Raw genomic sequence first — 12,638 nt, 5'->3', positions numbered from 1 at the left:
TACGACGTTTCCCTGCTTATCAACGAAGCGAAGGTCGAGAACTTCGAGACTGAGACTGGTAAACTGACCATCGGTCTGCCCTACACGCTGAAAACGGGTGAGGCCGGTGACAGAATTTGGGTTTATCACGTCGCCAAAGACGGCACTACCCAACAAATGAACGAGGGCAGGCAGTACGACAACGATAGGGGTATGGCCTTTTTCACGACGAGCCATCTCTCGGTCTACGCGGTCACTTACATTGCCGCAACCACCGACCCCGGTACTGACGACCCTGATACTGATGACCCCGGCACTGACGACCCTGGCACGGATGATCCCGGAACCGACGATCCAGGCACTGACGACCCAGGAACTGACGACCCCGGCACCAACGACCCCGAAACGCCTGACATCGACGATGATGGCGCCGTTATCCTGCCCGTTGAGGTAAAAGGCAATGTAAGCACCGGCGTAGCGACCGTTACCATCTCCACGGGATCGATAACGCAGACGATCATCGACGCCGCTATCAAAGCGGCCGACGCTAACGGCACGGAACCTACGATAGTGATCAAGATCGATAAGCCAGTCGATGTAAGCGGTCAACCGATTGATATCAAGGAAGTCAGGGTTGCAATCCCCGTCAGTGACCTGAGAATAGTCGCGGATAGCGAGGTTAAGAACATCAAGATCGCTTCCAACGTCGGCGAGGTTACCCTGAACACCGACGCGATGAAAGATCTGATTGAGAAAGCGCAAGGCGAGGATGCCGCCACGGTCGAAGTCGTCATCGCCAAAGAGGACGAAGCGCGGCTGGAGGAACTGACCGAGGCGCAGCAAGAGACGTTGAGCGGCGACACTGTGCGCGAAGTCTACGACGTTTCCCTGTTTGTCAACAACGCGAAGCTGGAGGATTTCGAGACTACCGGCAAATTGACCATCGGCCTGCCCTACACGCGGAAAACGAACGAAGTCGATAGCAGAGTCGGGGTCATTCACGTCGCCGAAGACGGAACTACTCAGCCGCAGACAGGAGTGAAGTACGAGAGGGGCCTGGCCACCTTCACGACGAATCATCTCTCAGTCTACGCGGTCACTTACATTGCCGCAACCGACGATCCTGGCACTGATGACCCCGGCACCGACGATCCAGACGACGAGATGCCTACTCGCGGCAGTCCCAGCGGCGGGTGTAGCACGGGTGCGGGTATGACCGCCCTGTTGGCCTTAGGCTTAGTCAGCATGATGGTCTGGGCGAAGCGCGACTAAAAAACGATCACAGAAAAGCTGGCAGAGTAAGTAGTATCTGGGACGCGGAGGTATGGTTTTATCGCTCCCTCAGCGCCCCGGAGCAACAGAACACCGGACATTTGGCGGGCAAAATTCGATGGAGTTTTGCCCGCTTCCCGGTAGCACACCCGAAGGCATCGCGCTAATGAAATGTAAATGAAAGATGTAAATGAAAGATGTAGTGGAGTACATCAGGGTGACAAGGCTGTTGACATCGCCCTTAGACGAATATGACAGTATAATCACCTATAGCGGTGATTTGATTTGATACATATTGAATAAGCGCATATATCCAGTTTTCAAGGTTCAATCCTTATGTCAAAATGTCAAAAAAGAACCCGAACGTCGTCCCGTTGATTTTTGCTTGGATTGTTGGCTATTCTGTTACCGCCCCTCGGCGGTACATCAAAGACTCCGCCAAATGGTGGATTTGGAGATGAGGTTCGTCAGCCAGGTCCGCGATGGTACGCGCGACTTTTAGCACACGGCTGATGCCCCGTCCCGACAATCGTAACTTGCTTGCCATGCCCGCGAGAAAATCTCGCGTCTCGGTCGAGAGCTCCAAATGGCGGCGCACGATCTTCTCAGGCAGCTCCGCGTTGCAGGAAAAACCGTAAGGCTCCCAACGCTCTTGCTGCAAAGTTCTCGCCTTGCAGACGCGCCGACGGATGGTTTCGCTGCTCTCGGCGTTGCCTGAAAACGATAAAAGTTCTTCCGGCAGAAGGCGAGGCACGGAAATTTGTAGATCGATGCGGTCCAGAATGGGGCCCGACAACCTGCGCTTGTAACGACTTAGTTCCACCGATGAACAGATACATTTTTCCACCGAGTCGCCCAAGTGTCCGCAAGCGCAAGGGTTCGCCGCCAGCACCAAAAGCACCCGCGACGGATACGTCACCGTTCCTGCCGCGCGGCTCACCACTACTTGACCGTCCTCTAGCGGAGCCCGCAGGCTTTCGGTCAAATCTCTTCTAAATTCCGTAAATTCATCGAGGAAGAGAACTCCTCGGTGGGCAAGAGATACCTCTCCCGGCCGGAGGGACGACCCTCCGCCGCAGATGGAGACGGTGCTGGCGGTGAAGTGCACCGTCCGAAAAGGCCGTCTCCGTCCCGGCTCAGGGAGGAGACCCAACGTGCTACGAACCAGCAGGGTTTCGATCAGCTCCTCATCGTTCAAAGGGGGCAAAATCCCGTTCAAAGCCCGGGCGATCAAGGTTTTTCCGCTGCCCGGAGAGCCCACCAGCAAGATGTTGTGGTGCCCCGCCGCGGCTACTTCGGCGGCACGGCGGGCGGCGACCTGTCCCTTGATGTCGCTGAAATCGGGGTCCACCACCACCACGTCATCAGGGGAGGGCGACTGGATTACGGGCTCTACCTGGGACTCCCCTTTCAAGATGGAGATCAGCTCCATCAGGTCCCCCACGGCATAAGCTTCCACGCCTTTTACCAGCCCCACCTCGTCCGCGTTTTCTCTGGGAACATAAAGGGGAATACCTTGGGCGCGAGCCAGAAACGCGGCGGGAACAGCACCTCGGACGCGGCGCAACCGTCCGTCCAACGCTAGTTCCCCCATGTACAAAGCCGGTTTGTCCAATTTCAAAAGTCCCGCGCTGCACATCATACCCAGAGCAATGGGCAGATCCAGCAACGCGCCCTCTTTGGGAAGATCGGCTGGAGCCAGGTTGACCGCCACCCGCCCCTTTAGGGGCAACCCCACCGCTCTCAAAGCGGCACGAACTCGTTCTCTCGACTCTTTCACCGCAATGTCGGGCAACCCCACGATCGATATGGAAAAAAGCCCTCCTGTGATCTCGACCTCTACCTCTACGGGAATAGCTTCCATCCCCTGTAACGTCACCGCTCCGATGTGGTTCATGGGCCTTCTCCCCATTCTCTCTACACTTTGTGTCATTACTTTGTGTCGTTACTTTGTGTCATTGATTGATTATTTACGATTGATTATTTATCTTAACATATTCTTTATTGGCTTCTTTATTAGCATATTGGCATATCTTTCAAGCCGTTCCCGCCAAATCTAAGGCCGCGCCCAGCCGAGACATCAGTGCTTCCGCCAGAGGTCGCGCGTTTTTCAATTCAGGATCCGCTTCCACTAGAATGGCCGCTTCCTTTCTGGCGATTTCCAAGAGCTTATGGTCGCGAACCAAGTCGGCCACGCGAAAATCGGTGACGCCGTGCTGGCGGACGCCGCAAATTTCGCCGGGTCCCCGTTGGAGAAGATCCATCTCCGCGATCTTGAAACCGTCGGAGGTGGAAATCATGGCGTCTAGCCGCGCCGTGCCCTGAGGCGTGGATTTTCCGGCCAAAAGGATACAATGGCTTTCCTCATCGCCTCTGCCGACCCTACCACGAAGTTGATGCAACTGCGCGACGCCGAAACGAGTGGCGTCCTCAATGACCATGACGGTGGCGTTAGGCACATCAACCCCCACCTCGATGACGGAGGTAGCCACCAGAATATCAATTTCGCCCGCCGCGAAGGCCGTCATGATGGTCTCCTTTTCGTCGGCAGGCAACTGTCCATGAATCAGGGCGATACGCAACTCGGACAGTTCTTCTTTCAGGTTCTGGAAGCGGATGTACGCCGCGGTGACGTCTAGCTTTTCGCTTTCCTCAATCAGAGGGCAAACCCAGTAAATCTGGCGCCCCCGCCGGGCTGTTTCTCGGATAAAACTCCGTAATTTCGTCTGGTGAGCCGATGAAAACCCCAAGCGATAGGTTTTCACGGGTTTACGCCCAGAGGGGAGTTCGTCCAAAATAGACACGTCCAGGTCTCCATAGATGGAAAGGGTGAGGGTGCGGGGAATGGGGGTTGCCGTCATGACCAACACGTGGGGTGAATGGGTTTTAGCCAGGAGTGCGTTTTTCTGCAAAACCCCGAAACGATGTTGTTCGTCCACGATTACGAGCCCCAGTTCCTTGAAAATGACCTTCGCGCTGAAAACCGCATGGGTCCCCACTACAATCCGGGCTTCACCGGAAGCAATCGCTTCGAGAGTTTCCTTGCGAATACGAGAGGAAAGAGCTCCTGTCAAAAGGCCAACCCGAACACCGAGCCCCGAAAGCAGGTTTTTGAGCCTGAAAAAATGTTGTTGGGCCAAGATCTCCGTGGGAACCATGAAAGCCGCTTGAACGCCACCGTCTACGGCGGTCACCAGAGCTGCCACGGCAACTATGGTTTTCCCGGAACCTACGTCGCCCTGGAGCAGACGATTCATGGGGGCGTCCGAGGACAAATCGGACAAAATTTCCTCGATGGCTCGGATCTGAGCGTCTGTGGGCCGGAAAGGCAGAGATTGCCAAAAAGACCGAAATTTTTCCGCCGGTTTCAATATGGAGCTTTTCTGGGTCGTTACACGTTTCATCTTGCGCAATAGCAAGCCTATCTGTAAAAGAAAAAGCTCATCAAAGGCCAAACGGTTTCTCGCCCTTAACCAGCTCTCACGCCCTTGAGGCCGGTGCAGCTCCAGCACCGATTCTTGCAGGTCCCCAAACGCGTATTTTTGTCGTATCTCAGGTGGAACAAAATCCTCTATCTCGGACAAGTGGCGCGCCAAAGCCGTAGAAACAACACGGCGGATCCATCTTGGAGGAAGGCCGGCCGTCGCAGAATAAACCGACACAATATGCCCCACAGACTCCGGAGCAGAGTTATCCAACACCTCGAACTCCGGGTTGGTCAACTGTAAACCGCCTCGCCTTTCCACTTTGCCATAAAGCGCGACTCGAACGCCGGGGGTCAAGGCGTCTCCCCACCGAGGCATATTAAACCATATCGCTTTAGCCACGTCTGTTCCGTCGCCCAAAAAGGCCGACGCGATTTCCAGGCCTGGACGCGATGTAGGACGCCTTTCGAAGGAGACAACCTCGGCGATCACCGACGCCATTTCTCCTTCTATCAGAGCGGAAAGCGGCGTAATATTTCTTCTATCCTCATAACGTCGCGGGAAAAAAAACAGAAGGTCCTCCACCGTCTTGACGCCCAAACGGGAAAAAACACGCTCCCGCGCTTCGCCTACGCCCTTGACGAACCGAACCGGTGAAGCGAGCGAAATAAGGCTCAGGAGATGGCTACCTCGTCGTCAGCCTCGTCGACTACAGGCGAAAAAGACAAAGTCATTCTACCCGCTTCCTGTTTGGGTGAATGCTCCCCTTCATCCAAGGACTGACTGCTTTTCTCCAACTTTCGCCCCGCGTCTTCGAGCATGTGAGCAAATACGGACACCAATTCCGAGGTATCTCTCAAAAAATGCCGTTTCTCCACTTGGAGGAGGTTCAATTCGCGCTTGCTTTCCTCGATTTCATGTTTGACCTTGCTAGTCACCCGCCGCGCCTCAAGGCGAGCCGCGGCCGTGATGTCGCTGGCCCGATCGTTGGCCTCGGCGATGCGTTTGGCAACATCCACATCCGTGTTTTCGAGTTTTCTCCGGGCCTCGTCCTCTTTTTCTTCCGCCTTTCTGATAATCTGAGCCGCGGTGGCTCTGGCCTCGGCAATGGTGTTGTCGGCGGAATTTTCCGCTTCTTCCAGGCGGCGGCGGCCTTGCAAATCGAACTCGCCGATCTTCGCCTGGGCCTTGGCTAGGATCAGTTCAGCCTGGTGCTTGGCCTCGTCTTCTTTTTCCTTGGCGGCGTTTTGAGCCAGGATGAGGGCGTCTTTGATTGTGTCCTTCATGGCTTCGTGGCGCTTTAAAGACTCTTCCAGCTCGAAGACGCGTCGTTGCATCTCGTTCTGCCGTAAGACATAGGCTTCCAGATCCTCGGCGACCTGGTTTAGGAATTCCTCCACGTCAGGGATAGCGTACCCCCCAAACGACGCCCTTTTGAATATTTTCAGCTCAACATCCTTGGCGGTTAAAAGATCCGACATCGGTTATTCCTCCCCCGGCCAACATTCCAACATTCCTTCACGTGGGGTAATGACAAAAAGAAACGGCCCTATCTGCTCCATCTGTCCTCTGTGCGCGAAGGCCACGCCTCCCATAAAATGAAGAAAACTATTCCCTTCTCCTTGCAAATGTTCTTTATCCAGGTCTTGAAGATCCAGAAGCACCATTGTCCCACCCAATAACACATCTCGCAGCCGAAGTTTGATATCCTCTGATGGTACTCCTTTAAAAAAAACCAATGCAGGGGAGGTAGGCTTCGCTCGGGGCACCTCTTTCCTGCCGGTTCTGTTTTTTTTAGTCTGCCTACTCTTACCTCTAAGCTGAGGCTCCTCGTCATACTCTGGATATTCGTCTTCTTCGTCTTCTTCTCCATAGAAGCCGAAAAGTTGCATCACGTTTCTCCACACTCGCTTATGCCCCCCTCTCCGAAGCCAGAGAAGCCTATATTATTCTATTATACAAGATGAAAAAACTCTAGTAACGAAATTTTATCGTTGTCCTCGAGCTTCGTTATAGGCCATGCCTGGCTCCGAATAACGCTGTTCCTATCCGCACAACGGTGCTGCCCTCCAGGATCGCCCATTCGAAATCATCACTCATACCCATAGAAAGAACGGACAACAACAACCCTGATTTATGCCGAGCCTCCAAAACCATTTCACGTAATCGGGCGAAAGCCCTTCGCGCCTCCGCTTCAGCTTCCGTCAGAGGACCTATAGTCATGAGACCGTCCAACCTCAGGTGAGGGCAGTCCAACGCGCGGTCCAGCAGTTCAGGAAAATGCTCCGGGGCAACCCCCGTCTTGGCGGCCTCTCCTGATGTATTGACCTCCAAGAGCACGGGAACGACGCGGTCCGTTTCCGCCGCGATCCGTTCCACGGCCAAAGCCAACCCCACGGAATCCACCGAGTCCACCCCGTCGAACACACTCAGGGCTTTGCGGACTTTGTTGCTCTGCAGGTGACCGATCAGATGCCACGCGACATTCATGGAGCCGGGCCAATCTCGTTTTTTGGAGGAGGCTTCTTGCACTCGATTTTCGCCCAGCACATCCACTAAAGAGGCGGCTTCCAACATCTCCTCCTTTGTGCGAGTTTTCGTGACCGCCATCAACTGAATTTCAGAAGCGCGGCGCCCGACACGGGCGGCGCTCCGTTCCATCCTCTCCCTCACGGACAGGACACGCTCTTTTATCGTGTCTATTATTTCTACCAAAGTCTAATGACTCCTTCTTTAGCGTTGTTAGCATACAGAAGCACTACGTTGCCCGGCACGACGCCCTTTGTAATGAAAAAATTACCCTCTCCCGCAGGAAACCCTTCCACCTCGGTAAACTCCGTCACGCTACCCTGGACCATAAAAACTCCCAACTTCCCCTCTCGCACGATCACCGCCGATTCGGGAAGCGACACGCCGTGTCGGTCTCCCGTCAGAACGCTGCAAAAAAAAGACCGGCTTCTCAATGCCTCCGGCGGGAAAAAAGGTAAAGTAATATAGACCTTCGCCTTCTGCCCCACATTGTCGGACGCACGAATCACTGCCTGAAAGCTTTTGCCATAAGGTTCCGTCTTGATGTCGATGAACCCCCGTCTCATATCCCGCTCCAGCGAAAGAGTTTTGTCAAGATAGGCGATACAGCGCAAATCCTGAGGTTGGGGCACCAGTTTACCCACGGGATCTCCTTTGTTCAGGTGAGAACCGTTTTCCAAAAGTCTAACCTCCCGCGAAGTCAGTCGAGAGGAAGCGGGCCACAACTGCGAATAAACCCACCTGCCCTCCAGTCCATCTAGGGCGGGGAAAAAATATCCCGTGACACTTGCCTTAATCGCGACGCCATCCACCGCGGCCACAGCCTCGCCCTTCGCCACTCGCCTCGGCAAGGGCGAAGGATAGGTCAACACTCCATCCCGAGGCGTAATGATGATATCTTCGTCCCAGATCAAAATGCCCTCTAGAGGAAGCTCTTCCACATAACCCATCGCCATTGCCTGTACTACGTCGGGATGCAACGCGTTATAGTTGTCCAGCCAGAGGATATACACCTTGACCACTCCCAACCCCAAGGTCAAGATAGTCAAATAGTAAACTATTTTTTTCAAAAAAACCCATTCATTATGAACGCGTCTTTTGTTTTGTCTAGGGCGTTTTCTTTTGTTTGGGCGCATAGCGTTTCGGTTTTTATGATTTTAGGTTTCTTTTAGACTTCTTTTGTCCCGGCAGACCTCCGCAAACGCGTCGTGATTGTGGATGCTCTCGGCGCTCCTGACCGAGACGCGATACCAGTCGATCCGATCATTATCGTTCAACTTCACGGCTAGATCTCGCAGCACGTCCTCCACGAAATGAGGATTGGCGTAAGCCTGCTCCGTCACGTGTTTTTCGTCCTCGCGTTTCAATAGAGTGAAGAGGGGCGTGGATGAAGAATTTTCCACCATCTGGATCATCTCCTCGAACCATACCAACTCGTTCATTCTCACCTGAAGGCGTACCATCGTGCGTTGATTGTGAGCACCGCAGGAGGAAATCTCTTTTGAACAGGGACAAAGAGTCTGGATGGAAACTCCCACTCCTGAAACCATGTCGAAAACGCCTTGTTTGTATATCCCCTCAAGGCTAGCCTCATAGCGCATATAACTGGGAATGCCCGACACAGGCGCGTTTTTTTGCACAAAATAGGGAAATTGAAACTCGATCTCAGCCTCCGTCGCGTCTAGTTTTTCGCACAGACGTTTCGTTACGGCCTCCAGGGTCGCCGGCCCCACCTTGCCCTTGTACTCCTCAAGGGTTTCGATGAAGCGGCTCATGTGAGTTCCGCGGTACTCGTGGGGCAACGACACCGACATGGCAATGGAGGCCACCGTATTTTGAGCGCCGCTGTCTCGGTCCATCACCAGGATCGGGTAGCTGACGCCGCAGACCCCCACCCGGTCGATAGCGATATTTCTGGAATCCTTATCCTTCTGTACGTCTCTCATCGCCCGTCTTTAGCTCTTTTTATCTTCGGCCCTCAAGGTCACGCAACTGGTGGGCGTCTCCCAGACTTCCAGGCAGAAAAGTTTGCAGTTAGGGCGCGAAACCTCTTCTATAATCCGGTCCCACACCCAAAACGCGATGTTTTCCGCTGTAGGTTGTTCGAGAATATCATTGATATAACTGTGATCCAAGCGCGATACAACGCGGTTTTTCACGATCTGGGACAACTCTCGGAAATCGAGAATCATCCCCTCCTCGTCTGGAACGCCCTCCAACACCACAGCCAAGCGATAGGTGTGTCCATGAAGAGCCTCGCATTTGCCGTGATAATGAACCAGGTTATGCGCTGCGTCGAAGGTAAATTCTTTTCGGAGTAACACTTCAACTCGATCCCTTCAGCGTACTAATACCTACTTATAACTAGTAAATACGTTTCGCATAGTCTTCTTTACAGTAGAGACACACTGTCTCTACATACAAACGTTCGGATGTCCGGGGCAATAGCCACTACGTGGTCTTGATTTTCGGCTATAACATCAGTAGCTATTGGAACATATATGAGCCATTTACCAGACTCCAGAATCAATCGTAAATTCTGCCTTCAATGAGATACTATGAGATACTATGTATTTAGATACTATGTATTACCCCCCTACTCTCATCTAGTAGAGACACATAATAGAGACGCACAACTGTGCGTCTCTACAGTACGGGGGCCGATGTTGGTCACCTTTATCTTCCCGTACTGCCGAAACCGCCTTCGCTTCGTTCTGTTTCGCGCAAATCGTTCAATGTATCGACTTCCGCCCAATTCACCTGGCTCACCGGCGCCACCACCATCTGGGCGATGCGATCACCCGGTTCTATCGTAAAAGGGGAATCTCCCAGATTCAATAGAATCACTTTGATCTCCCCTCGGTAGTCGGCGTCAATGGTCCCGGGGCTGTTGGGCAGGATGATTCCTTGCTTCAGAGCTAGGCTACTGCGGGGTCGTACCTGAGCCTCGTAACCCACGGGAAGCGCGATACTGATGCCCGTGGGGATGAGCCTTCTTTCTCCCGGCTGAATCGCGCACCCTTCTACCGCCCGAAGGTCAACTCCAGCCGAGGCAGGAGTCGCGTAGGCCGGTAGGGGAAATTTCTTAGCCCTCTCGGTCCGAAAAATGGAAATCAAGGCTTGAGACATAAACTCAATCTTTCCTGGAAGGTCTTCCACTGTAGGGTCGATACTCGCGTCCTCCCCTATCTCCTCTATCGTGGCGGTCTCGATCTCTATTGTCTCTGTCGCCTCTAGGAGCGGCAGGAGGCGCGTTTTCGGCGACACTTTCGATCAGGTTCTCGCGCTCTCGCTCATCGGGCAAACAGTGTCCGAATCCGGCCTGGGTGACTTTGGCCTCGTCCAACACGATGCGGCGGCGCGTCAAGTTCACCCTGCCCATATCGTCGATCTCCTTGACCATAACCAAGACCTTGTCACCGGGTTTGAAGACGTCCTCCACCTTGGGGACACGGTGAGTGCTGACCTCGCTCAAGTGCAACAAACCCTCTTTTCCGGGTAAACACTCCACGAAAACGCCGAAAGCCATGAGGCGAGTGACAGTGCCGTGGTAAATCTCTCCAGCCGCCAGGTTTTTAGTGAGCCCGCGAATGATGGAGAGGGCCTCGTCCACCCGTTCTTGCGTAGAACCCGCGATGCTCACGTCCCCGGAGTCTTCCACGTTGATCTTAACTCCCGCCCTCTGGGTGATGCTACGGATCGTCTTCCCGCCGGGACCGATAACATCCCGAATTTTTTCGGGGTCGATCGTCGTCTTGTAGATGCGCGGCGCGTTGGGCGACAAGCTGTCTGGGACCGAGATCCGAGATTCCATTTTCTCCAGGATCTGAAGGCGCGCAGTTTTGGCCTGATTCAGAGCGTTGTGCAAAATCTCCCGCGTGATGCCTCCCGCTTTGTTGTCCATTTGGAGGGCGGTCACTCCGTCTCGCGTCCCAGCCACCTTGAAGTCCATATCGCCATAGTGATCCTCCAGTCCCTGAATGTCGGTCAGGACCTGGATTTTGTCCCCTTCCTTAATGAGGCCCATAGCGATCCCCGCCACGTGTTTACGCAGCGGCACGCCGGCGTGCATCATGGACAGACTGCCGCCGCAGATGCTGGCCTGGGAACTGGAACCATTCGACTCCAGAATGTCGGAGACGACCCGGATAACGTAAGGAAATTCATCTCCAGAGGGAATCACGTAGCGCAACGCGCGCTCGGCCAGGGCTCCGTGACCGATTTCGCGTCTACCCGGGCCGCGCATAGCGCGTACCTCGCCCACCGAGTAAGGAGGAAAATTGTAATGCAGAATGAAGCGTTTGGCGGGCTCGTCCAGCTTGATGCCATCCAGGACCTGGTCGTCTTCGCCCACCATGCCCAAGGTCGTCACGGCCAGGGCTTGGGTTTCTCCTCGCGTAAACAGCGCCGAGCCGTGGACGCGGGGAAGGATTCCCAGTTCGCAACCGATTTCACGCAACTGATCCATAGCTCTTCCGTCCACACGCGCGCCTTCGTTTACGATGATGGACCGCATGATCTTCTTGACGCGCTCGTCCACACAGGACGAAATGTAATCTTCCAACCCAGGATGGGACTCCGCGAAATGTACCTTGGCGCTTTTTTTTGCCGCGCTTATTTTTTCGGATCGGGGTTTCTTTTCGTGAATGCGAACGGCGGCGTCGATGGTTGAATCCAGGTTTTCTATGATCCAGGAGTCTACCTCTGGATGGGATTCCGGCAGGGTGACCTCTATGGTCGGTTTACCAACCTCGTCTCTCATTTGACGGAACAAAGCGATGAGTTTTTTGATTTCGTTCTGAGCCAGGTCGATGGCATCAACCAGAAGTTCTTCCGATACCTCGGCAGCCCCAGACTCCACCATAGTGATGCCATCATCGTGAGCGGCCACCAGAAGGTCCAGAGAAGACGAGCTCATCTGTTCCTCAGTGGGATTCACGATTAGTTTACCATCCATTAATCCGATTCGGACTGCACCCACTGGACCGCCCCAAGGGATGCCGGAGATGGCCAGAGCCGCCGAAGCTCCGTTGATCGCTAGAACGTTGGGGGGGTAGATCTGGTCCACGGCCATGACCGTGGCGACAACGTGCACGTCGTTGCGCATTCTGTCGTCGAAAAGCGAGCGTATCGACCGGTCAATCACCCGCGAACTCAATATAGCGGACTCCGTGGGGCGTCCTTCTCGCTTGATAAAGCCTCCTGGAATTTTACCAGCGGAATAGTAACGTTCCTCAAAATCCACCAATAACGGGAAAAAATCTATACCTGTCCGCGCCGTGTCCGTTACACAGGCCGTAATCAAGATCGTTGTCTCCCCCTGCGACGCGAAGACGGCCCCGTTTGCTTGTTTCGCCAATTTTCCGGTACGAAACACAAGCGGTTTCTCGCCGATCTGAACGGAAAATTCCTTTTCCATTACGCACATTCCTC

General features: G+C 54.1%; 13 protein-coding genes. 1 reads left to right on the top strand and 12 read right to left on the bottom strand.

Translation table 11 applies throughout. The annotated features are described in order from the left end of the window. On the bottom strand, positions 1-216 hold a 216-nt coding region (locus tag LBJ36_02110; protein MDR1377832.1), incomplete at its 3' end, for a hypothetical protein. Positions 217-236: 20 nt separating this feature from the next. After that, the gene (locus LBJ36_02105; protein ID MDR1377831.1) at positions 237-557 is read right to left on the bottom strand and encodes a hypothetical protein; all 321 of its coding nucleotides are present in this window, start codon (positions 555-557) and stop codon (positions 237-239) included. Here LBJ36_02105 and LBJ36_02100 point away from each other — a divergent pair. Continuing rightward, positions 550-1,251: a hypothetical protein gene (locus LBJ36_02100; protein MDR1377830.1), complete on the top strand. Its 702-nt coding sequence runs from the start codon at positions 550-552 to the stop codon at positions 1,249-1,251. The genes LBJ36_02105 and LBJ36_02100 overlap by 8 nt on opposite strands. A gap of 397 nt (positions 1,252-1,648) precedes the next feature. Here the strand turns inward: LBJ36_02100 and LBJ36_02095 are convergent, their stop codons facing one another. The 10 genes from LBJ36_02095 to LBJ36_02050 form a co-directional block, all read right to left on the bottom strand. Continuing rightward, positions 1,649-3,148: a YifB family Mg chelatase-like AAA ATPase gene (locus LBJ36_02095; GenBank protein ID MDR1377829.1), complete on the bottom strand. Its 1,500-nt coding sequence runs from the start codon at positions 3,146-3,148 to the stop codon at positions 1,649-1,651. Positions 3,149-3,287: 139 nt separating this feature from the next. Then, positions 3,288-5,345 carry an ATP-dependent DNA helicase RecG gene (recG, locus tag LBJ36_02090; GenBank protein MDR1377828.1) on the bottom strand — a complete coding sequence of 686 codons (2,058 nt, stop codon included), beginning with the start codon at positions 5,343-5,345 and terminating at the stop codon, positions 3,288-3,290. Between the two features lie 5 nt (positions 5,346-5,350). Beyond that, complete coding sequence (locus tag LBJ36_02085; GenBank protein MDR1377827.1) at positions 5,351-6,157, bottom strand: DivIVA domain-containing protein; 807 nt, start codon at positions 6,155-6,157, stop codon at positions 5,351-5,353. A gap of 3 nt (positions 6,158-6,160) precedes the next feature. After that, positions 6,161-6,583 (bottom strand): cell division protein SepF, encoded by a 423-nt coding sequence (locus LBJ36_02080; protein MDR1377826.1) that lies wholly within the window; start codon positions 6,581-6,583, stop codon positions 6,161-6,163. 103 nt (positions 6,584-6,686) lie between these two features. Continuing rightward, positions 6,687-7,391, bottom strand: coding sequence for a YggS family pyridoxal phosphate-dependent enzyme (locus tag LBJ36_02075; protein ID MDR1377825.1), 705 nt, complete (start codon positions 7,389-7,391; stop codon positions 6,687-6,689). Further along, on the bottom strand, positions 7,385-8,275 hold the full coding sequence (locus tag LBJ36_02070; GenBank protein ID MDR1377824.1) for a hypothetical protein: 891 nt from the start codon (positions 8,273-8,275) through the stop codon (positions 7,385-7,387). The genes LBJ36_02075 and LBJ36_02070 overlap by 7 nt, the downstream gene beginning before the upstream one ends. Before the next feature lie 87 nt (positions 8,276-8,362). Continuing rightward, positions 8,363-9,151: a GTP cyclohydrolase FolE2 gene (gene folE2 / locus LBJ36_02065; GenBank protein MDR1377823.1), complete on the bottom strand. Its 789-nt coding sequence runs from the start codon at positions 9,149-9,151 to the stop codon at positions 8,363-8,365. A 9-nt stretch (positions 9,152-9,160) separates the two neighbouring features. After that, positions 9,161-9,529, bottom strand: coding sequence for a 6-carboxytetrahydropterin synthase QueD (gene queD, locus LBJ36_02060; GenBank protein ID MDR1377822.1), 369 nt, complete (start codon positions 9,527-9,529; stop codon positions 9,161-9,163). Between the two features lie 352 nt (positions 9,530-9,881). Then, positions 9,882-10,334, bottom strand: coding sequence for a dUTP diphosphatase (dut, locus tag LBJ36_02055; GenBank protein MDR1377821.1), 453 nt, complete (start codon positions 10,332-10,334; stop codon positions 9,882-9,884). A 4-nt stretch (positions 10,335-10,338) separates the two neighbouring features. Further along, entirely contained in the window at positions 10,339-12,624 is a 2,286-nt protein-coding gene (locus LBJ36_02050) for a polyribonucleotide nucleotidyltransferase (GenBank protein ID MDR1377820.1), read from the bottom strand. Between the last annotated feature and the right edge of the window lie 14 nt (positions 12,625-12,638).

This window comes from Synergistaceae bacterium (assembly GCA_031267575.1).
Taxonomy (GTDB): Bacteria; Synergistota; Synergistia; order Synergistales; family Aminobacteriaceae; genus JAIRYN01.
Note: the sequence above shows the minus strand (reverse complement) of the source record. Positions and strands in the feature narration are given on the sequence as shown.

What these genes read in the sequence shown, in the direction of transcription:
- LBJ36_02095 (MDR1377829.1), bottom strand. Translation starts at nt 3,148, where the DNA reads ATGAACCACATCGGAGCGGTGACGTTACAGGGGATGGAAGCTATTCCC.
- LBJ36_02085 (MDR1377827.1), bottom strand. Translation starts at nt 6,157, where the DNA reads ATGTCGGATCTTTTAACCGCCAAGGATGTTGAGCTGAAAATATTCAAA.
- folE2 (MDR1377823.1), bottom strand. Translation starts at nt 9,151, where the DNA reads ATGAGAGACGTACAGAAGGATAAGGATTCCAGAAATATCGCTATCGAC.
- dut (MDR1377821.1), bottom strand. Translation starts at nt 10,334, where the DNA reads ATGTCTCAAGCCTTGATTTCCATTTTTCGGACCGAGAGGGCTAAGAAA.
- LBJ36_02050 (MDR1377820.1), bottom strand. Translation starts at nt 12,624, where the DNA reads ATGGAAAAGGAATTTTCCGTTCAGATCGGCGAGAAACCGCTTGTGTTT.